This is a genomic window from Halomonas sp. HNIBRBA4712 (genome assembly GCF_043558675.1).
Lineage (GTDB): Bacteria > Pseudomonadota > Gammaproteobacteria > Pseudomonadales > Halomonadaceae > Vreelandella.
The window spans coordinates 247,393-267,591 of record NZ_JBIFXR010000005.1 but is presented as its reverse complement, the minus strand read 5'-3'; the positions used below and the strand labels follow the sequence as shown (position 1 = coordinate 267,591).

Genomic DNA, 20,199 nt, shown 5'->3' with positions numbered 1-20,199 from the left:
CTGATTTAAGTAAAATCATTTTGAATCAATACGATGCGTATCAACATAGAGCGGCGAACAAAAACAACGCGCTACTTTTGATCATTTGAAGCACCTTCATGGCGCAGGATCGGGTCGCTCAGGTTTGCTCAAGGCAGCTCCGTGCCATTCTTCGTCCAGCCGTTGGCACTCCTTGGACGCTTTTTCATATGTTTGCGTTTTTTGTATATCGACCGCGCATTATGAATAGCGGCTGCGTGAGAAGTGGCTATACCGTGAAAACTTCTAATACGTCATGACAGCAGTGGGAGAAGACGATGAAGGTCAGCGTGATTGGTGGTGGACACGGGTGTTACGCGGCGGCTATCGAGATGGTCGAAAAAGGCTTCGATGTCACACTGTGGCGCCGTGACAGTGAAGCCCTGAAAGAGCTGAGCCAGCTAGGCTATCTGAATGTCAAGGACGCACGAGGGGAGCGGCAAATTCAAATAGGAAGTGGTCAGGGAGAACTGGCGCTGACCAGTGATTTGACGGAGGCCACCCGTCAGGCAAACCTAGTAATTATTCCATTACCCTCGACCTCTCACGACGCGCTTGCCGAGCAGTTAGGGCCGCTACTTCAAGATGATCAGGTCGTCTTTTTACCGCCGGGCACGTTTGGTTGCTACCTTTTCCACCGCGCGATGAAAGAAGCCGGTAATACCAGTCGCGTCGCGTTCTGTGAAACCGGTACGTTACCTTATCTGGCGCGTAAACATGGCCCCAACAAGGTCGTGATCAGCGTTTATGCAACTCGCCTTCCGACAGGGGTTTTCCCCAGTGAGCTTTCGGAGCATGCGTTTTCGGTACTCCGTGAAGCGTACCCCAGCGTTGAGCCCATCGAAGATGGCCTGAGCGGAGCGCTCATGAATGCAGGCCCCATCATTCACCCTCCTCTGATCATCATGAATGCCGGTCCGCTGGAGCACTTCGATGCTTGGGATATTCACAACGAAGGTACGCAACCTGCTATTCGAAGCGTCACGACTGAGCTCGATAACGAGCGGATTGCCGTGCGTGAAGCGCTTGGCTATCAACCTTCTCATTTCCCGCTGGCCAATCACTATGCCAGCGAAGGCGAAGAGTGGATGTATGGACGTGGGGCCCATGGAAAACTGACGGACAGCGGTGATTGGCGAGAGAACATCGAGTTACATAGTCACCGTTACATGATGGAGGATACTCGGCTAGGCCTATCGCTGATTGTATCGGTTGGCCGTTGGGTGGGGCAGCCGACGCCCGTCGCTGAAGGGTTGTTGAATATCGCATCCGCTATTACCGGACGAGACTTGTACGCCGAAGGGCGCACACTGGAAAACCTTGGGTTGGATTCGCTATCGCAGGACGAGATGCGTCAGCTCATGACGCACGGTATCCAGCGCTGAGACACGACGATGGGAGAGAACAACGTGCAGAATCCGATCATTGTACTGGGTGCAGGTCGAATGGGTGAAGGCATTGCGCTTTCGTTCATTCTGGCCGGACAAGCGGTTGTGCTGGTCGATTTCAAGGTGCGTGAGCCCAATGAGCGAGCGCGCTATTACGATCAGGCGCGAAGCCGTTTGACGACAGAGCTCACGTATCTTCGAGATCAGCGGTTGGTGCAGACCGAGCAGATAGCCTCCATGGTGTCGCGCTTACAGTTTATCGACCATCAAGGGGCGACCGTCCCGATGAGCGGCCGGCTGGTATTCGAAGCGTTGCCAGAGGTGCGTGAGCTCAAGCAGAAAGGACTGGCGTGGGCCAGTCAACAGTTGCCGGAGAACGTCGTGATCGCCTCGACGACCTCTACGTTTCTGGTGAATGAACTTTCCGAGATGGTCACCAATCCTGCGCGTTTCATGAATGCGCACTGGCTCAACCCTGCCCACTTGATGCCTCTGGTTGAGGTCAGTCGTAGTACCGACACCGAGTCACGTTATATCGACGAGCTGTACGGTGTTCTCAAAGGCATCGGTAAGGTACCGGTGTTATGCGAGGCGGCCCCTGGCTACATCGTTCCTCGTCTACAAGTCCTGCTGATGAACGAAGCCGCTCGTCTCGTCGAGGAAGGCGTGGCTAGTGCCAAGGACATCGATGTGGCCATGCGCGTCGGGCTGGGGCTGCGCTACTCCGTACTTGGCGTGCTGGAGTTTATCGACTGGGGCGGCGGCGATACGCTTTATTACGCATCGAATTATCTATGCGACAAGCTCGACGAGCGCTTCAAATCGCCCGACGTGATCGCTCGTAACATGCAGGAGCGCCGGCGCGGTTTTCAGGATGGGCAGGGCTTTTTTGACTATGAGGGCAGCGACCTGGCACAACACCGCCGCCAGCGCTCGGATGATTTTCTCAAGCGGCTAGCACTATTGGAACTCATGCCAGTTGTCGAAGACCGCCCGAATTCATCAGGGCACTCAAGAGGAGTGGAGTCATGAAAACCTATAAGCGGATAGGCAGGTTATCGCTATTGGCCGCTGCTGTCGCCTTGACGGGATGTGGCGATCAGGATGATGAAAGCTCAACCAGCACGCGTGACGATGATCGTGAGGTGATCCGGCTCAGTTACGCTTTCTTTGCACCCGCTCAGAGTTTTCCAGCTATACAGATGGAGCGCTGGGCGAATGAAGTGAGCGAACGGACCGATGGCAAGGTAGACGTCGCGCTGTTTCCTGGCGGGACCCTGCTGAGCGCCAATAACATGTACGATGGAGTACTGAACGGCGTGGCGGATATCGGTCTTTCGGCAACCTCCTATGAGCCTGGTCGTTTTCCACTGATCAATCTGGCCGGGAGCCTGACCGGTCAAAACGTCAATTCTGAAATTGCCAGTCGAACGGTCTATCAGCTCACACAGGAATATGGCCAACAGATGAGCGGATTGGAAAATTTCAAAGTCATCACGGCCTTCACGTCGGAGCCGGCCTATCTACAAACCATCGAGCCGGTGCGTCAACTGGAGGATGCACAGGGTCTGGAGATCAGGATTTCGGGTGATAACTCCAGAGCTCTGGATGCTTTGGGTATGACGGCCGTAGGGATGTCCCAAGCTGAAACCGGAGAGGCGTTGCAGTCCGGGATCATCGATGGGTACGCGTCTTCTCGCGAAGTACTGATGGACCTGCAGTTTGCTCGTACCGTCAAGTACGTCACCGATTATCCCTTGACCAATACCATCTTCGCGGCGGTGATGACCCAGGAGAAATGGGCGTCACTACCTGCCGAGGTGCAGGAGGTGATGGAAGAGCTGGCGCCAGAAATGGCCGGATTCACCGGGCACTATCTGGATGAGCAGATTCAGCGTTCTCTGGAGTGGTCGCAAGCTGAAGAAGGCGTTGAAATCATTTCGCTTACGCAAGAGGAAGCAGCTCGATGGAACGAACGGTTAGCGCCGATCAACGAGGCGATTTTAAGTGACGCAGAGGCGCAAGGCTTGCCCGCTCGCGAGTTCGAGACACGCATGAAGGAGCTCGTTGACACTTACCGTGCCGAGCCCCTTTAACACGCAAAAAGGCGGTTCACGCCGTGTGGTGACGGTTATTTTGCAGGGTCTGTACCGGCGTAACGCCATAGACTTTTTTATAACGGCTGGCGAAATGCCCGGGATTATTAATGCCGTGCTGCAGAACGATATCGGTCACACGGCTGCCTGGCCGGGCGTTAACCAGCGTTGCATGCACGCTTTGCATACGCTGCTGAATAAGGTAGCCCTTGGGTGAAAGTCCCATGAACCGCTGGAAACCATACTGCAGTGTGCGTGCCGAGACCCCCACAAGGCGTGCCAGTGTTTCAAGCGCAATGTCCTTGTTCAGGTGCTGATCGATATACTGTTTGGCGTTTTTCACGTGGTGCGGTAATGGCGACGTATTCAATTGAAGACGTTCACTGTAATTATGTTCGAATAGCCCCAGTAGACTGTCATAAAGATACTCCTCCATTCGCTTCAGCTGCTCCTGAGCATTTGGCGAGTGAAGTTGAAAGTCCGTGAGGTTGGCAAAATACCGGATGGTATTGAGCAAAAAGTCGGTGGTGGAGGAGTGGCCGGGCGCATGGTGCTCAAAGATGAGCGGAAAAGAAATTGGCTGCTGGAGCCGGTAGGCGAGCCGCTGTTCCAACCGGTAGCGCGGAATGCGCATGATAATGTTATGGCAGTGTGGTGAGGTTTGAATCAAGGCTCTTTGGCAGGGCGAACTGACGGTAACCCCGCCGCGCACCATATTGATCTGGTGATCGGCGTAAACGATCTTTCCTTGGCCTTCAAGCGTTACACGAAAGAGATAAACGTTGGACTCCATCTCTGGATCGATTTCGACATTTGCACCATACTGCAGCTCGATAATCGATAGCTGATCAAAGCTGATTGCACTCATTCTGGAGGCCAGCGGTTGACCGCCGAATAAGCGCATATGGTGAGGGCACAGATAATGAGCCACCCGCTCCCGGATATCGTCCTCAGAGTCAGTGTGAAGAACTCCATGTTTTTGCAGCATAAACGACGTTGTCGCCATGTTTCACCTCAAAGGATTGGCCTCATCGATACATCTGAATGGTGAGTGGGCGTGCCATCCAACAGCGTCGAAGACAACCCTTTTCATGGGCGCTCCCACTTATACTGTATGGGGTATATGCTAGAATAATCTACTATTTTTTCAGGAATGATATATATGGTCGACAAGGAAGGGCTATCCTCCTCGTTTTTTCCCCTCGCCAACGATTTTCGTTCACGTGATTTTCCCTTTTATTGGGTAGCGAGGTTGAATGCAAAGCATGGTGCCGATGTCGATTCCTTGCTGAAACCGCATGGGTTGAGTTCATCGAAATGGCGCATACTGATGATCCTGCATGAGCACGGTCGCCTTAGCATGTCCGAAATCTCGGTACATGCTGTCGCAAAGTTATCAACCATTACCAAAACGGTATACCGTATGCAGGAAGCCGGGCTATTGATAACCGAAGCGAGCCAACAGGATGGACGTGTTACGGAAGTTGACATTACTCCGCTCGGAGAGGAGAAACTGGATATCGCCCGGCAGGTTACCAGCCGACTAGTGAAGAAGGCATTTGGCGATTTTAGCGCCCAAGAAATTATTTATATTAACCAGTGTTTAAGTAAAATGTTTCATAATCTTAGCTCTATATGAGTTTGGTGACAACTTGATTATTATTGCTTCTTAATGAAGATTTTGTTACTGAATCCGTTGAAAAAGTTCTTGTCATCGTAAGTGGTTATGCATAATTAATCGTGCGATCCATGCCGTAGCCCCTGAGCAGTCGGCGGACCTCATCGCAAAGCCGGTCAAACGATAGATAAGCTCCCAGGGGAAGCCAGTCGTATTTGATCCGTCGCCACAGGATTTCGATCAAGTTCAGCTCTGGCGAGTAAGCGGATAGGTAGACCAGATGCACGCGATGCGACATCCACTCCAGAATCTTGCGCTTGAACGCCCTGGAGCGATGCATGCTGGCATTGTCCAGAACCACCACGGCGAAGGCATCAGGGCTCTTCTGAGCCACATACTGATCAAACGCCTCGATGACGGTCTCCGCGGTGACCGACTCGGTGGTCGTGTGGTACACCAGCTTCCCTTTTCGGCTCACGAACCCGAGCACGTTCAGCCGATAGCCATGTGAGTACGCCGTCACCTCCCATGGCTTGCCGATAGCGCTCCACGCACAGGGTATCGCTGAAGACTGTGCGAAACCTGACTCATCGAAGTAGTAAAGCTCGTGCTCGCCTCGATCTTCCTGTTCCTGGAGCACTTTCAGAAGGCCCTGGGTATTGCGGAAATCTGTCTCATCACGTCGACCTTTCAGTGAGTGCCTAATGCGTTTGAAGCTATTTTGATTTTTTTTTCAATGCCCGGCGCAAGGTATCCGTACTGAAGGTTTTTCCTGTTTCCTTCTGCAGCCGAGCCTGCAGGCTGCGTAGCTGATGGGGCTGATCCTCCACCAGGGCCTGTAATCGCTCTCGATCGCTGTCATCAAGAATCGGGTTGCGTCCACTACGGGGTTTATCGGCGAGCTCTTCAAGGCCGGAGGCTTCCCACTTCTGGAACCAGATCGTCAGGGTGTTTCTTCCAACCTCCAGAATGTCGCTGATCTGGGCGATGGTATAGCCTTGACCGCTCAAGAGGATCGCATGAGCGCGACGGCGCGAGGCACGTTTCTGACCGTACTGATGCACATCCACCAACGCCTGTCGGTCGGCTTCTGTCAAAGAAGAGATGAAGCGCCTTGCCATGCTGCCGTCCTGATCTAGAATTCTACCAGCATTATGCCTGAAAATATCTGCCTAGGCACTTAGCAGTGTGAAGATCGTCTTGAGCGTTTTCGAGCATGTGCGCTGCCGGCATAACGCCCTTGAGGTTAACGATGTCGAACATGCGGAAATTGGTATTGGCGATGACAAGAGAACACTTATCGATAACCTTGAAAACCGCTTTGGTTGGCTGTGGCATTACGGTTCTCATCATGATGCTATCGCGGCGCATGAGTATCTGAAAAAAATAGCGTGTGAGCCGTCAAAACTCGAGTATATCGTTCCGCAGTTATTCTTTAGTCGTATAGCAAGCCAGCCAGGCAACGAGGCGAAAGGGTCCCTGGATAGCCGTGTCTTTGATAAAAAAAGATGTTATCCAACACTATAAAATCTGAATTACGCGGATCTCAATAGTCTAACATCGATAGTCTCATGTCATGCGGCCACGCATGGAAGTCGCTGCATATCAACAGAAACACAAACTCTTGTGATACCTAATTGGTATGGCTAAGCACTTAAACAATATTGGTTCCTGCTTTGATGGGGAAGCACACTGTTCGATAGCTAAATGATGACCTGATGCCGGAGCTTCCATGCCTATTGTTATCCAGCAAATTGAGACGCTTCTGGTCGATCTACCGACCATTCGCCCCCACAAACTGTCCATGACGACCATGGCGTGCCAGACCATGGTGATTGTTCGTATGCGTCACTCGGATGGCATCGAGGGGCTTGGCGAAGGTACGACCATTGGCGGCCTTGCCTACGGACCGGAAAGCCCTGAAAGCATCAAGTGCAATATCGATACGTATCTTGCGCCCCTACTGATCGGGCAGCCCTCTAGCAATCTTAATAACGCGCGTGCCCTGCTCGCGCGACATACTCGCGGCAACATGATTGCCAAGTCCGCGCTGGAAATGGCCCTGCTCGATGCGCAAGGTAAGCGTTTGGGCCTGAGCGTTGCTGAGTTGTTGGGAGGTGTGCGTCAGGAGCATATGCCCGTACTCTGGACGCTCGCTAGCGGCGATACCGCTAAGGATATCGACGAGGCCATGCTGCGTTTGGAGCAGCGCCGCCACTGTGATTTCAAATTGAAAATCGGAGCCAACCCGGTGGATCACGACGTGCGCCATGTCGCAGCCATCAAGAATGCGCTGGGTGATCGGGCCAGCGTACGTGTAGATGTCAATCAAGCCTGGGATGAGTCTACCGCCGTTCGAGGTATCCAAGCGTTACAGGACGCAGGCATCGAGTTAATCGAGCAGCCCATCGGTGCGCGCGAGCAGGTAGGCCTGGTCCGTTTGGCCAACCGCTTCAACGTACCCATGCTAGCCGACGAAGCGGTACTGGATTCTCGTGATGCTCTGGACCTGATAAGTGCGGGGTTCAGCGGCGCCTTTGCTCTTAAAATCGCCAAATCCGGGGGGATTTATGGCGTACTCGAACTAGCGCATGTCGCTCAGGCGGCTGACGTTGGCTTGTATGGCGGCACATTGTTGGAAGGCACGATTGGTACAGCGGCCTCGCTTCATGCCTGGGCCACTCTGCCAACCATGGCCTGGGGAACAGAGATGTTCGGCCCCCTCTTGCTACAAGACGATATCGTCGAGTCGCCTCTTGAATACACCGAATTTGGGGTGGCACTACCCTCCGGACCCGGGCTCGGCATCACCCTGAATGAAGACAAGCTGGCGTATTATGCGCGTTAATCAACGCGGCGTACGTTAAGACTGAAAACAGGAGAGCTTCATGCTGTTTCAAGTAGAAATGACCGTCAAGTTGCCGCCGGATATGTCCGCTGAGCAGGCCACCAACATCAAAGCCACCGAAAAGGCTTACTCTCAGGGTCTGCAGCGCCAAGGAAAATGGCGTCACCTTTGGCGAGTAGCTGGCAGCTACTCGAACGTCAGTATTTTTGACGTGAAAGATAATGCCGAGCTGCACGACTTGGTCAGTAATCTACCGCTTTTTCCCTATATGGACATTAGCGTCAAGCCGCTTTGCCGCCACCCCTCTTCTGTGCGTGACGACGACAGTTAATAGGTGGCAAATACAGCCAAGTCTCTTTTTAAATAAAACTTTATAATAATTTTGAGAGCTGAACCATGACCGTAAAAATCTTCGACACGCCCGAAGTCCAGACCTTCATCCGTACCATCGCCGGTTTCGACCAAAACGGTGGCAGTGATCGCGCCAAGCACATCGTCCAGCGCTTGGTGGGCGATCTGTTCAAGCTCATCGACGACTTCAACGTCACCGAGGAGGAGTACTGGGCCACCGTCAACCTTCTCAACGCCTTGGGTAGCCAAACCCAGTTCGGCCTGCTATCGCCGGGGCTCGGTTTCGATCACTTCCTTGACATGCGCCACGACGCTATCGATGCTGAGGCCCAGCTTACCGGTGGCACGCCGCGCACCATTGAGGGCCCGCTGTATGTCGCCGGCGCGCCGGAAGCCGAGGGCTTTGCGCGCATGGATGACGAGGGCACCGAGGGCGAGACCATGTGGCTCACCGGTCAGGTACGTAACGTGGACGGCACGCCGATCGCCGGCGCAAAGGTCGAGATCTGGCACGCCAACGACAAGGGAGGCTACTCCTTCTTCGACCCGTCCCAGTCCGAATACAACCTGCGCCGCACGATCTACACCGATGGCGAGGGCCGCTATACCGCCCGCAGCATCATACCCTCCGGATACGGAGTGCCGGAGGGTGCGCCCACCGACGTGGTGCTCAAGGCGCTGGGCCGCCACGGTGAGCGTCCGGCCCATATCCACTACTTCGTCTCCGCCCCGGGCCACCAGCACCTGACTACCCAGATCAACCTGGCCGGCGATCCGTACACCTTCGACGACTTCGCCTTCGCCACCCGCGAGGAGTTGGTAATCCCTGCCGAGCGGATCGAAAGCCCGGAAGAGATCGCTCGGCGTGAACTCGATGGCCCGTTCTCGGAAGTCGTGTTCGATGTCGAGCTGACCGCCGCCGCTGCGCCTGAGCTACAAACACGCCACATCCGTCCACGGGCGAAGGAAGACGAGCAGGATCTGGCCAGCAAGCTGGCGGGCACCGCGAAGGTCTAGCCCACTCGCCGCCCCGTTAGCTTCAGATATGTGATCCCATGATGACGTCCCCGGACCGGTCGTCATGGGCTCCAATGCCAGGTCATAACAACCCAAGCGCGATCATGGCTATAAAGCTCGATCAACTCGGAACCCGCGTTCGCAATGCCATTAAGAACGATCCGGCTAGCTGCTGTCCAGCTGTCACCGCAGCATGTTCAACGGACACCGACGTCTTCGAGCTCAAGATAACGTACGTGTTCGAGGGCAACTGACTATTTCTAGCTCACAAGAGTCCGGTGGCAAAGCCGGGTGACTTAATAACAGCATCATGGTCGTTCAGTCGGTGATCATTCGGGACCCTACAAGTAGTAAGTCAAGCTGGTCATCGAGTATTATAAAAAAGTCAAAATAACGCTACTTGGTAATATCTTTACAGTTTCGAGCCGTTATTGAACTTGGCAGTGCTACGGATAACGCTTGGTGTGACGATTATCAATCAATATATTTAAAATATGATTGGCTTCCAGCATGAGTGGGGAAGGTTTTTCTCCTCGCCGACGACTACAAATAACCGGCGATGAAATAGTCTTATCCTCTAGGTAAACATAAGAAATGCCGTCGCGTTGAACTCTTTTCATTTGTTCTGGGACTAAAGTGATACCAATTCCTGAGGCAACGAGACTCAATGCTGTTTGCACTTCGTGAGCCTCTTGTACAACATCGACTTTCAAGCCCCGACGGCGAAAAATGCCGAGTACCATATCTGCCAGGCTGGGGCGTGGTTTGGCAGGAAATAGGATAAGAGGGTAGCAGGCTAGCTCCTCGCAGGATGGCGAAGTGCCTTCCAGAGGATGTCCGGTTGGCAGGGCTGCGATAAGTGTTTCATTAAAAAGAACTTCCTGTTCGATATCCGGGTCATCTATACGTAGGCGCCCAAAGCCCATATCGATACTACCGGCCTTGAGTGCCTGAACTTGCTGTACCGTAGTAAGTTCCGATAGCGTCAGTTCGATATTGTCCAGACGCCTCATGTCCCGAACCAGCATGGGCAATTGACCATAAAAAACAGAAGGCACAAAACCGATACCAAACAGGTCTCGTTTTTTGCGCGCCATATGCCGGGTAGCATCAATAGTGACTTCGACTTTCTCCAGGATTTGAAGTGCATGTTGTTGAAAGAAAACCCCCGGAGGCGTTAAACGCAAACCACGGGAGCTTCTTTCGAAAAGTTCGGCACCCACCTCTTGTTCCAGCTGTTTGATTTGGCGGGACAGGGGGGGTTGGGACATATGTAAGCGTTCAGCCGCGCACGTAAAGTTCAACTCCTCAGCGACCACACAAAAATACCTTAGATGGCGTAACTCCATGGTCCCCTCCCGGGCATACATGACAACAAGGCAAGACTATGAGGCGACTTTTATCGATCAAGCGCCACTAGTTTAACAATATCCGAGCAGTCATAATTGCTTATATGGTTTCGACCTTGGTCTATATTTGCAGTTTGTTGAAGACGGGTGGCTATATAAATCGTAGGAGCCAAAAGGTAGCCAAACATCCAGTGGCGAAATTTGTGCCTTGGTAGGCATGATGGTTGAAGCGGCGCAGCAATAGGGCAGACGTGTATTCCGTAACCAATGTAGCCAACTACTCGGACTATAAACTTGTCAAGTTGCAGAGCTGGAGACTGGTTGCAGGGGAGTACGCTAACTTTATGATACGGGCCGCCATGAACCGGGTCAGGCCTTGATGGTTCTCAAAACGCGGCATCGATACATTCATGCTATTTGTAAACTCGCTTGGTTTTTTAAAAATAGGGCGCCAGCCTGGCCCGTAGCCGGGTGCGATAAGCGGCGTCGCTGATGCGGCTGTTGGTCAACATATTGTCCAGCAGCGCGGCGCGTTTTTTCGCCGAGGTTGGCAACGCCTTGACGTGGGTGTCGATCCAGACCAGGCGACCCTGGTCATCCACCAGCAGGTTATCCAGATGCAAGTCGCGGTGGTAGTAGCCCGCGCGGGCAAGTTCGACGACTTGCGCAGCCAGCGTGTCGATGAAGACCGTGCGCTCGGTTTCGCTTAGCGTTTCGAAGTGGGCGCTTCCCGTAACGCAGTTCTCCAGCCGCTCCATGGCGTAGAGCGAACCCAGTGGATTCAGAAAGTTGAGCGCTACGCCGTAGCAGCGAACGTCGACGGTGTTCTGTCCCAGCTGCTGCAAAATACGGCGGCTGGCGAACTCCTTGTACGCATCATACGAGCCGGTCAGGCGCTTGGAGATGATGTCCCGCCCCAGCCAGCGCCAGAAGTGCTCTTTGGGCGAGTACTTGTCGCGCACCAGTTTGAACAGCGTACTGGACTGGGCTTGAAAGAAGAAATGGCTGCTGGCGTGGCGGTCGAGCTCCGGCAGCGAGACGAGCTTCTGGCCGCTGCCGATTCCTGGGGTGGGGTGAACGCGGTGAACCAGATACCAGCCGGTCCGTTGTTCGAAATGAAAACGCTGCAGCTTTTTAAGCATGAAGGATAACTCAGTCGATCATCCGCTCAGGGGCCGAATGACGCAGGATAGGGCGCCAGGAGCCAGCCGCTAACGCCATGACGGCACCGATAGGAATCGTCTTTGAAAGAATGCAGACGCCAAAGCGTAATTGAAACGCCGCTAAATTCAAATGTTTTGCCGAATACGCGAAGCGCCGGGCGGACAATAGGCGAATACTCCTTATACTGACGTGAGGCTTTTGATGGGAACGCCGCTTTCGCGTCAAGCGCGCTGGCTTCGCTATCAAAAGCCGGAAGGCATGACGAAGGTCATCGAGAACGAATCTGTACGAGGAACACTGCAATGTCCGGGTTTTTCAAGGAATTTCGCGAGTTCGCGGTAAAAGGCAACGTCATCGACATGGCGGTGGGTATCATCATTGGCGGCGCCTTTACGCTGATCGTGCAGCGGCTGGTGGCGGACATTATGAACCCGGTCATCGGGCTTCTGGTCGGCGGGATCGACTTCTCCAATATCTTCATCGTGCTGCGCGAGGGCGCCGTGGCCGGGCCGTATCTGACGCTTGCGGCCGCCCAGCAGGCAGGCGCGGTGACGCTCAACATCGGGCTGTTTCTCAACGCGGTGATCAGCTTCACCATTGTCGCCTTCGTGGTGTTCATGCTGGTGCGCACCATCAACCGGTTGAAGCGCGAGGAGGTGGAGGAGCCCAAAAGCCCGGTGGAGAAGTCCTGCCCCTACTGCTTCATGACCGTGCCGATCAAGGCTACCCGCTGCGGGCACTGCACGTCGGAGCTGAGCAAGCCAGTCGACGGCACGCCGGCGATTACCGACTGATTGGCTTTTTTCTATAACGAAAAAAAGTGCCCCGTGGGGCACCTTGATCGACTCGAGACCCCACCGGCCGGTGGGGTTTTGCGTCCCTGAAATAGTGATACTTACAGGGTGTGCTGTGCAGCGTCGATGGTCTGTTCACCGGTAGCGCCGTTGCGTGCCTGGAGCAGATCCTTGGACAGCGTGCTGTCGTGGTTCTGCTTGACGCTGGCGACGCCCATGTCCAGGTCGGCATTGATGGTCTGCTCACCGGTGGAACCGTTGCGCGCCTGCAGCTTGGCGAGTGACATTGCCTGGTCGCCGCTTTGCTGGCCATTGGCGTTCGAAGTCGCGTGGGTAATTGGAAGGCCAGCGCCGCTGTTCTTGGCAATTAGCTGCTCAACGGATGCGTTAGCGCTTTCGATCTGAGCGACGGAAGTGCTCGGCATATCGACGCTGTTGAGGGCAGCGGCGCCGCGCTCGGCGAAAGCAGAGCCAGAAACGAGTGCAAGGGCGATGGCGGCAGTAGCAGTCAGTTTTTTCATGGTGGCGTACCTTTTAATCGATTTAATTTCAATTGGTTATAAGGTCCTCGCAGGGCTGTTTGCTCGAGAACATGCGACTATAGTAGTATTCAAAAAGTTGAATAAAAAGCGCTTAAAATCGACTAGACCATTCGTTTATTATAGATATTTTTCACGCTATCTATATTGACGCTTTGTTGACCTGAAAGCGTTATGCCACCTGCAGCGATGGTCCGGGAAATAATAAAAGCGAGAAAAGCCAAAGGGATAGGGCGTTGATTCAGGCACGAACGATATACATGGAAGGGGCCTCCGCTCGCGACGTGGCTACAAAAAAAGGTGCCCGAATGGGGCACCCTTGAGTGTTACCGAGATAGGATCTAGCGGCGCTTTTTGTCGGCCTTGCCGGGGCCGTCGCTGTCGCTGGCATCGCTTGGCTGGGGCAGTGACGGCAGCGATTGGGCCATCATCTCCACGCTGTGGCGGTAGTAGAGCTGGCTCTTGTTGTGCTCGCCAAGGCTTGCGTAAAGGCGCGCAAGCTCGGCGCACACTTCGCCGCTCGGGCGCTGGCGCTGGCTCGCCTCGAAGTACTCCAGCGCCTTTTCCCACTGGCCGGTGCGCAGCGATAGCCGCCCGCAGCTGAGCAGCAGCTCCGGGTCGTTGGGACGCTCCTGCAGCCATTTTTCCGCGCGGGTTAGCTGGCGCGCGGCGTCGACGCCTAAAAGCCCGAAGCGCTTGACCAGCCGCGCGTCCCAGTGGGTATCCAGCGACTGGCTCAGAAGTCGCTCGGCGATCGCTTCTTCATTTGCCTGCAGCAGCGCTTCGACGTAGAGCACGATCAGCTCGGTGTTGCCGCGCAGGTAGTCCGGCATGTCCGCCCACAGCCCGCGCACTCGCTCGATATTGGCCGGGTTGGCGGCCTCGAACACGATCAGCTCGCGGTAGGCCTTGAACTCGAGCTGTTCGCGCTCCTGCTGGGTGATCAGCTTTTTGGCCACCAGCCGCGGGACCAGGTGGCGCAGGCCTTCCCAATCGCTGACGCTGAGATAGACCTGCTTGAGCATTTTCAGCACTTGCGGGTGGTTGGGCAGCTTCTGATCGAGACGGTTGAGAATCGCCAGCGCCTCTTCCGGCTGCTGGCGGTCGATCATCAGCTGCGCCTGCATCAGGCCCACGGCGGTATCGGCGCCGTCGGTGCTGAGCTGGGCCTGGTTGAGGTGCTCCTGGGAGCGCTCGTGATGGCCCTGGTAGTGGGCGGCGAGCGCCGCCGAGAGGTAGTTGACCATCGGCGTGCTGGAGTCCTCCGCGGCGCCGGCCAGGGTGCGCTCGGCGCGCTTGAAGCGGCCTTCGGTCAACGCCACCAGGCCGCGCACCGTGCGCTTGCTGGCGCGGCGGTTACGCGCTCGGGCGTTCCAGGTGCGAAAGCGGCCCACCGGGCGGATGATGCCGGTCAAAAGGCGCAGCGCAAAATGCACCAGGATGAAGGCACCGAGCAGCAGCACCAGACCGAACCAGAACGAGGTCTGCACCGAGGTATCGCCAACCCGAATCAACCAGTAGCCGGGCACCGACATCATCAGGTGGCCGAACAGGGCGCCGACGGCGAGGCCGGCGACGATCAGCAGAAGGAGTTTTCTCATTGCTCACCTCCGCCCTGGCGGCGCGCCTGAAAGCGGTTGTCGATGAAGTCGGCCATGGCCTGCTGCGAGCCGCTGATGTCGGGCAGCTCCGGCTCGACGTCGTTCTGGCGAATCTCGCGCAGGCGCGCCATCACGCTTTGGGTTTCATCGCGCTCGGTGTCGTAGTAGCGCTCGAGCAGATCCAGCGCCTTGTCGAGGCTCGCCTCGAACAGCGGTTGCTCTTCTCTGAGCAGGGCGAGCTGGGACTGCTCGAGAATCAGGCGCAGGCTCTGGCGCAGGTAGGACTCCTGCTCAGGCGTGATCAGCGCTTCCAGCGCCTCGTCGTGATGACGAATGACGACCAGATCGCGCAGCTCGGCGCCAAACTTCGCCAGCTGGCGCTCAAACGACCCGCTCGGCGGCTGCTCCATGCCTTCGCTGATCGCCCGTTCCTCGATCTCCTGAGACAGGCGAAGCCCGGCGATACGCTCCTGCTGGGCGTTGAGCGCCAGGTAAATGCCGGTACGGTCGATGCGGGGGACGGCATCGAGCGCGGCAAGCTCGCTTGCGATCTCGCGGCGTACCGGCGTCAGCGCCGGGTTGTCGGCGTCGACCAAACGAGCGTCGGCGGTGCGCAGAAGGGCCGAGGCGCCTTCGACGTCGCCTTCGAGCTGCAGGCGCTGATTGGCCAGGCGCAGAAGGTACGCGGCTTCGGCGTGGAGCCAGTCGCGCTCGTCGGTCTCCTGGGCCTGGGAGAGCTGATCGAGGACGTCACTGACGGTGTCGTCGACGCTCGCCTGCACGCTTTGAAGCTCGCTTCGAAGCTCACTGACGGTGTTGTCGAGGGTTTCGTTACGCTCGGTTTCGCCGCTGTCGATGCGCGAGGCGAGCTCATCGAGGCTCTGCTGGGTGGCGCTCGACTGGGTCTGCTGGGCGAGCTCGTCGATACGCGCCTGTTGCGCCTCGGTACGTTGCCAGAGCTGCCAGGCGATCACGCCGAGAACCAGCGCCAGGACCAGCACCAGTACGATCGCCACCGCGCCGCCCTTGCCGCCGCCGCTGCGCGGAGGAGTTGGCGGCGTTGTCGGCCCGGACGAAGAGGGTCCGGCAGCGGCGGGTTTTTTCGGCGGCGGGGTCGTGTCGGCCTTCGAGGAATCGCTCGTTGCGACGGGCTTGTTCGAACCCGTGCCGTTGGCGTTTTCTGAAGAACCCGAGGGCTTGCTATTTTGCGCTCTGCCGGCGTTTTTATGGCGCCGGCGCGAACGGCTGTTTTTCGCGGCGTACTCGGCGGCGTGCTTGTTCTCGGCCGGGGCCGGCGGCGCGTTCGATGCGTCGTCCGCCGAGGGCGGTGTGCTCGCAGGCGCCTCGGAGGTGGCATCGTCAGGCGTCTTGTCGGCGCCTTTTTGATCAAATGGTTGTTTGCTCATCTGTCGTTAGCCCTTATTGAGTTCTTTGATCGACATCGGCACCCCGGGCGTCGCAGGACGCGCTAAACGCGGCTACCAGCGCGGCTTGCGAGGCGCCGGACGCCACCTTGAGGTCACAAAAGCCCAGCGCGGCGGCAAGCTCGGCCAAACGGCGGCTGGAAACGATCAGGGGTTGATTCAGCGCTGCCTGTGGGCACCAGTTTGCCAGATATTCGAGCAGTTCGCCGCTGGTCACGATCATTGTATGGAAACGGCCGCTCGCCAGACGCCGTTGCATCTCGGCACCGGGCGGTCGATAGACGCGCCGGTAGAGCGCCACGCGATTAAGCCTTGCACCGCGCTCGGTGAGCGTTTCGGCCAGAAGCATGCGCCCGCCTTCGCCAGCCACCAGCAGCACGCGCTGCTCGTTAAGCCGTGCAAGCGAGGCAAGCGTCAAAAGCGCCTCGCTGGACTCTTCCCCGGCGCCGGTAGGCGGCAGGCGCACGCGCACGCCAAGCGCCCGGTGCAGTACATCGCCGGTGCCGACACCCAGCGCATAAAAGGCGATGCCCACGGGAAGCTGCGGCCAGTAGCGGTCGATGGCGTCAACCAGCTCGCGCGCGGCGAAGGGGCTCGTGACCACGATCTTCTGATAGTGATCGAGATCGAGCCAGACGCTCTTGAGCCAGGCGCTCTCTTCAAGCGGCTCAAGCGTCAGCATGTCGAGCGGCTCGACCCAGGCGCCTTCGGCGCGCAGCGCCCGGGCCAGCGCCTCGCCGCGCTCGCCCGGGCGCGCGATCAGCACCGGCGCTTTCATGGCGTGGCCGCGCTCATACGTTATTGCCGTACACCTCGGCGAGAATCTCGCCGGCGCCCTGGTCGAGCAGGTCTTCGGCCACGCGAATGCCGAGTGCTTCGGGCTCGTGGATCGAGCCGCGGCCTTCGGCGCGCAGCACTTCGGTGCCTTCCGGGTTGCCGACCAGCCCCCGCAGCCAGATGGTGTCGTTGGCCTTGTCGAGCACCGCGTGCCCGGCGATCGGTACCTGGCAGCCACCTTCCAGGCGGGTGTTCATGGCGCGCTCGGCGCGCACGCGGGTGGCGGTGTCGTTGTCATCGAGCGGGGCGAGCAGATTGATCAGCTCCGGGTCGTGCAGCCGGCACTCGATGCCGAGCGCCCCCTGGCCGCAGGCGGGCAGGCAGATCTCCGGCGGCAGTTCCTGGGCGATACGCGCGCCGAGCCCCAGCCGCTTGAGCCCGGAGGTGGCGAGAATGATGGCGTCGAACTCCCCATCGTCGAGCTTGGAAAGGCGCGTCTGGACGTTGCCGCGCAGATTCAGGATCTCGAGGTCCGGGCGCGCTTCGCGCATCTGCAGCCCCCGGCGCAGGCTGGCGGTGCCGATGCGCGCGCCTTCCGGCAGCTCATCGACGCTTTGAAAGCGGTTGGAGACGAACGCATCGGTCGGCTCGGCGCCTTCCAGAATCACCGACAGCCCCAGGCCCTCGGGGAAGTGCATCGGCACGTCCTTCATCGAGTGCACGGCGATGTCGGCGCGGCCGTCGAGCATCGCTTCCTCGAGCTCCTTGACGAACAGCCCTTTGCCGCCGATTTTGGACAGCGGCGTATCGAGGATCTTGTCGCCCTTGGTGGAGAGCGCCACCAGCTCGACCTCGAGGCCCTCGTGTGCCGCCATCAGTCGCTCGCGGACGTGCTCTGCCTGCCACAGCGCCAGTTGGCTTTTGCGCGTGGCGATGCGCAATTTGGTGATGGATGACACGTTATTCTCCCTTTGCCGCTGACACGGCCTGTCGAACTATGATAAATCTCATCATAAAGCACGCGGTTACGTAGTAAAAATCAGCCGGTTCCTGTTGGCTTATGGCCCGCAAGTATGAGTCCTTCAAGCATGGAACCATCAAGCACAGGTAGTGCCCATGCCCTCGGCCGAGCTACAAGGCGATCTCAATCACTTCTTCCTGCTCTCGCAGGATATGCTTTGTTGCATCGATTTCGAAGGCGTGCTTCTCAACGTCAATCCCGCCTTCGCCACTGTCCTCGGCCGTTCGGCCATCGAATTAATCGGCCGCCCGTGCGGGGTCATCGTCGACCCCCGGGATTATCCTATTATAGAGAGTGCACTGGCGCGTATACACCAGGGCGAATCGATCGAGGCATTCGAAGTGCGCGCCCAGGGCCGCGCCAATGAGCTGAAGTGGCTCCAGGTAAGCGCCTTTGCCGACGGCGAGGTGATCTACGTCATCGCCCGCGACATTACCCAGCGAAAGATCTCTGAGCAGCAGCTCGCGCTACTGGAGCGCAGCGTCGAGTCGAGCACCAACGGGGTCATTCTGGTCGACGCCCAGGCGCCTGATCTGCCGATGGTGTACGTCAACCGCGCGTTCGAGAAGATCACCGGCTACGCGCGCGGCGAGGCGCTTGGACGCAACTGCCGCATCCTTCAGGGCGAACAGACCGACGCCGCCACGCTCGACCAATTACGCCGCGGGATTCACGAGCAGCGCGACGTGCACGTGACGCTGCGCAACTACCGCCGCGACGGCACGCCATTCTGGAACGATCTCTACGTCTCGCCGGTGCGCGACGAAACGGGGTTGGTCACTCACTTCATCGGCGTGCAGAACGACGTTACCGCTCAGCGCGGGTACCAGGCGCAGCTCAAGCACAACGCCAATCACGACGCGCTGACCGGGCTGCCCAACCGCCAGCTTTTGAACCAGCGGCTCTCCCAGGGCTGCCTGCTGGCCCAGCGCTACCAGCGCTACGTCGGTGTGCTGTGCATTGATCTTGACGAGTTCAAGCCGATCAACGATTCGCTCGGCCATGAAGTGGGTGATTTCATTCTGATCAGCGTGGCCCGGCGCCTGGAGGAGGAGCTGCGGCCCTGGGACACGGTGGCGCGCATCGGCGGCGACGAGTTCATCGTGCTGCTGCCGGATCTTGCCCAGCAGCAGGACGTGATCCAGGTCGTCGAGCGCCTGCTCGAGTGCATCGCCGCGCCCTACTGGTACCAGGGCCAGGAGCTCCATGTCACCGCCAGCATCGGCGTCGGCACCGACGACGGCAGTGTGGCCCAGCCGCGCAGCCTGGTGCAGCAGGCGGATCTCGCCATGTACAAGGCCAAGCGGCGTGGGCGCAACACCTACCAGTGGTATACCGACGAGCTCAATCGTAAGGTTGGTGAGCGGGTCGATCTGCGCCACGCCCTGCAAAAGGCGATCGAGCGCGAGCAGTTCGAACTGCACTACCAGCCCCAGATCGATCGCGCCCAGGGCCGGATCGTCGGCGTCGAGGCGCTGATCCGCTGGCACCACCCGGAGCGCGGCGATATTTCGCCGATCGAGTTCATCGGGCTTTCCGAGCAGACCGGCCAGATCATTCCGATCAGCGAGTGGGTGCTCAAGCGCGCCTGCGAGGACGCGGTGCGCCTCAATAGCGGCGCCGGCGAGCGCCTCGTGATGGCGGTCAATATCTCGCCCATGCAGTTTCAGCGTCCGGGCTTCGTCGCCTCGATCGAGCGCGTACTGGAAGAGACCGGCCTGGCGCCAGCGCTTCTTGAGATCGAGATCACCGAAGGCGTGTTGATGGAGAGCATCGACAGCGCCATCGACGCGCTGACCCGGCTGCGCGCGCTCGGCGTCAACATTGCGCTCGACGACTTCGGCACCGGCTTTTCGAGTTTGGGCTACTTGAAGCGCCTGCCGATCAACAAGCTCAAGATCGACCGCTCGTTCATTCGCGACGTGACCCACGACGAGAACGACGCCGCGATCGTGGAAGGGGTGATCACCATGGCCGCTCGGCTCGGGCTCGAGGTGCTCGTCGAAGGGGTCGAAACCGACGAGCAGTTGCGCTACTTGTTCGAGCAGCCGCCGACCCAGCTGCAGGGCTACTACTTCTCCCGCCCCGTCGCCTTTGGGGCGCTTCTCGATTACATGAGGCGCTTCGACTGGCCTCGGGCACTTGCCAAGGCCGGGCTCGAGCGCCCTTGAGGCGGCGGGTTCGGCGTAAAACC

Annotated in this window: 19 protein-coding genes; 10 read left to right on the top strand and 9 right to left on the bottom strand. The window is 57.6% G+C overall.

The features are described 5' to 3' along the window. Positions 1 to 296 precede the first annotated feature (296 nt). The 3 genes from ACGK9R_RS12120 to ACGK9R_RS12110 are packed head-to-tail and all read left to right on the top strand — an operon-like array spanning position 297 to position 3,502. Complete coding sequence (locus ACGK9R_RS12120) at positions 297 to 1,403, top strand: NAD/NADP octopine/nopaline dehydrogenase family protein (protein ID WP_394581590.1); 1,107 nt, start codon at positions 297 to 299, stop codon at positions 1,401 to 1,403. A gap of 24 nt (positions 1,404 to 1,427) precedes the next feature. Continuing rightward, entirely contained in the window at positions 1,428 to 2,438 is a 1,011-nt protein-coding gene (locus ACGK9R_RS12115) for a 3-hydroxyacyl-CoA dehydrogenase NAD-binding domain-containing protein (protein ID WP_394581588.1), read from the top strand. Continuing rightward, a complete protein-coding gene (locus tag ACGK9R_RS12110) occupies positions 2,435 to 3,502 on the top strand; it encodes a TRAP transporter substrate-binding protein (protein ID WP_394581587.1) in 1,068 nt (355 codons plus the stop codon). Before ACGK9R_RS12115 ends, ACGK9R_RS12110 begins: the two co-directional genes overlap by 4 nt. 16 nt (positions 3,503 to 3,518) lie before the next feature. On the opposite strand, the gene ACGK9R_RS12105 is transcribed toward ACGK9R_RS12110, so the two are convergent. After that, a complete protein-coding gene (locus tag ACGK9R_RS12105) occupies positions 3,519 to 4,508 on the bottom strand; it encodes an AraC family transcriptional regulator (RefSeq protein WP_394581586.1) in 990 nt (329 codons plus the stop codon). Positions 4,509 to 4,664: 156 nt separating this feature from the next. Between ACGK9R_RS12105 and ACGK9R_RS12100 the strand changes: the two genes are divergently transcribed. After that, positions 4,665 to 5,141, top strand: coding sequence for a MarR family winged helix-turn-helix transcriptional regulator (locus ACGK9R_RS12100; RefSeq protein ID WP_394581584.1), 477 nt, complete (start codon positions 4,665 to 4,667; stop codon positions 5,139 to 5,141). Between the two features lie 85 nt (positions 5,142 to 5,226). Here the strand turns inward: ACGK9R_RS12100 and ACGK9R_RS12095 are convergent. Then, positions 5,227 to 6,241, bottom strand: a protein-coding gene (locus ACGK9R_RS12095; protein WP_394581582.1) for an IS630 family transposase whose coding sequence is annotated in 2 segments (ribosomal slippage) — positions 5,227 to 5,853 and positions 5,855 to 6,241 — 1,014 coding nt in all. Because the reading frame shifts where the segments join, the coding sequence is not laid out codon by codon here. 67 nt (positions 6,242 to 6,308) lie between these two features. On the opposite strand from ACGK9R_RS12095, the gene ACGK9R_RS12090 reads away from it, so the two are divergent. From ACGK9R_RS12090 to catA, 4 genes are all read left to right on the top strand, one after another. Further along, the gene (locus ACGK9R_RS12090) at positions 6,309 to 6,647 is read left to right on the top strand and encodes a hypothetical protein (protein WP_394581580.1); all 339 of its coding nucleotides are present in this window, start codon (positions 6,309 to 6,311) and stop codon (positions 6,645 to 6,647) included. 205 nt (positions 6,648 to 6,852) lie between these two features. Continuing rightward, complete coding sequence (locus ACGK9R_RS12085; protein ID WP_394581578.1) at positions 6,853 to 7,968, top strand: muconate/chloromuconate family cycloisomerase; 1,116 nt, start codon at positions 6,853 to 6,855, stop codon at positions 7,966 to 7,968. Between the two features lie 40 nt (positions 7,969 to 8,008). Further along, entirely contained in the window at positions 8,009 to 8,299 is a 291-nt protein-coding gene (gene catC / locus ACGK9R_RS12080) for a muconolactone Delta-isomerase (RefSeq protein WP_394581576.1), read from the top strand. Between the two features lie 65 nt (positions 8,300 to 8,364). Further along, complete coding sequence (catA, locus tag ACGK9R_RS12075; RefSeq protein WP_394581574.1) at positions 8,365 to 9,336, top strand: catechol 1,2-dioxygenase; 972 nt, start codon at positions 8,365 to 8,367, stop codon at positions 9,334 to 9,336. 446 nt (positions 9,337 to 9,782) lie between these two features. Here catA and ACGK9R_RS12070 read toward each other — a convergent pair whose 3' ends face one another. Beyond that, complete coding sequence (locus tag ACGK9R_RS12070; RefSeq protein ID WP_394581572.1) at positions 9,783 to 10,685, bottom strand: LysR family transcriptional regulator; 903 nt, start codon at positions 10,683 to 10,685, stop codon at positions 9,783 to 9,785. A 437-nt stretch (positions 10,686 to 11,122) separates the two neighbouring features. Then, complete coding sequence (locus ACGK9R_RS12065) at positions 11,123 to 11,827, bottom strand: hypothetical protein (RefSeq protein WP_394581571.1); 705 nt, start codon at positions 11,825 to 11,827, stop codon at positions 11,123 to 11,125. A 324-nt stretch (positions 11,828 to 12,151) separates the two neighbouring features. Here ACGK9R_RS12065 and mscL point away from each other — a divergent pair, with 324 nt between their 5' ends. Beyond that, the gene (mscL, locus tag ACGK9R_RS12060; RefSeq protein ID WP_394581569.1) at positions 12,152 to 12,643 is read left to right on the top strand and encodes a large conductance mechanosensitive channel protein MscL; all 492 of its coding nucleotides are present in this window, start codon (positions 12,152 to 12,154) and stop codon (positions 12,641 to 12,643) included. A gap of 101 nt (positions 12,644 to 12,744) precedes the next feature. Here mscL and ACGK9R_RS12055 read toward each other — a convergent pair whose 3' ends face one another. From ACGK9R_RS12055 to hemC, 5 genes are all read right to left on the bottom strand, one after another. Next, positions 12,745 to 13,164 carry a hypothetical protein gene (locus ACGK9R_RS12055; protein WP_394581568.1) on the bottom strand — a complete coding sequence of 140 codons (420 nt, stop codon included), beginning with the start codon at positions 13,162 to 13,164 and terminating at the stop codon, positions 12,745 to 12,747. A gap of 359 nt (positions 13,165 to 13,523) precedes the next feature. Then, positions 13,524 to 14,783, bottom strand: coding sequence for a heme biosynthesis HemY N-terminal domain-containing protein (locus ACGK9R_RS12050; protein WP_394581566.1), 1,260 nt, complete (start codon positions 14,781 to 14,783; stop codon positions 13,524 to 13,526). After that, positions 14,780 to 16,189 carry a uroporphyrinogen-III C-methyltransferase gene (locus ACGK9R_RS12045; protein WP_394581565.1) on the bottom strand — a complete coding sequence of 470 codons (1,410 nt, stop codon included), beginning with the start codon at positions 16,187 to 16,189 and terminating at the stop codon, positions 14,780 to 14,782. The genes ACGK9R_RS12050 and ACGK9R_RS12045 overlap by 4 nt, the downstream gene beginning before the upstream one ends. 13 nt (positions 16,190 to 16,202) lie before the next feature. After that, positions 16,203 to 16,985 (bottom strand): uroporphyrinogen-III synthase, encoded by a 783-nt coding sequence (locus ACGK9R_RS12040; protein WP_394581563.1) that lies wholly within the window; start codon positions 16,983 to 16,985, stop codon positions 16,203 to 16,205. Positions 16,986 to 16,998: 13 nt separating this feature from the next. Continuing rightward, complete coding sequence (gene hemC / locus ACGK9R_RS12035) at positions 16,999 to 17,943, bottom strand: hydroxymethylbilane synthase (protein ID WP_394581561.1); 945 nt, start codon at positions 17,941 to 17,943, stop codon at positions 16,999 to 17,001. A gap of 157 nt (positions 17,944 to 18,100) precedes the next feature. Between hemC and ACGK9R_RS12030 the strand changes: the two genes are divergently transcribed. After that, on the top strand, positions 18,101 to 20,176 hold the full coding sequence (locus tag ACGK9R_RS12030; RefSeq protein WP_394581559.1) for a putative bifunctional diguanylate cyclase/phosphodiesterase: 2,076 nt from the start codon (positions 18,101 to 18,103) through the stop codon (positions 20,174 to 20,176). Positions 20,177 to 20,199: the final 23 nt, after the last annotated feature.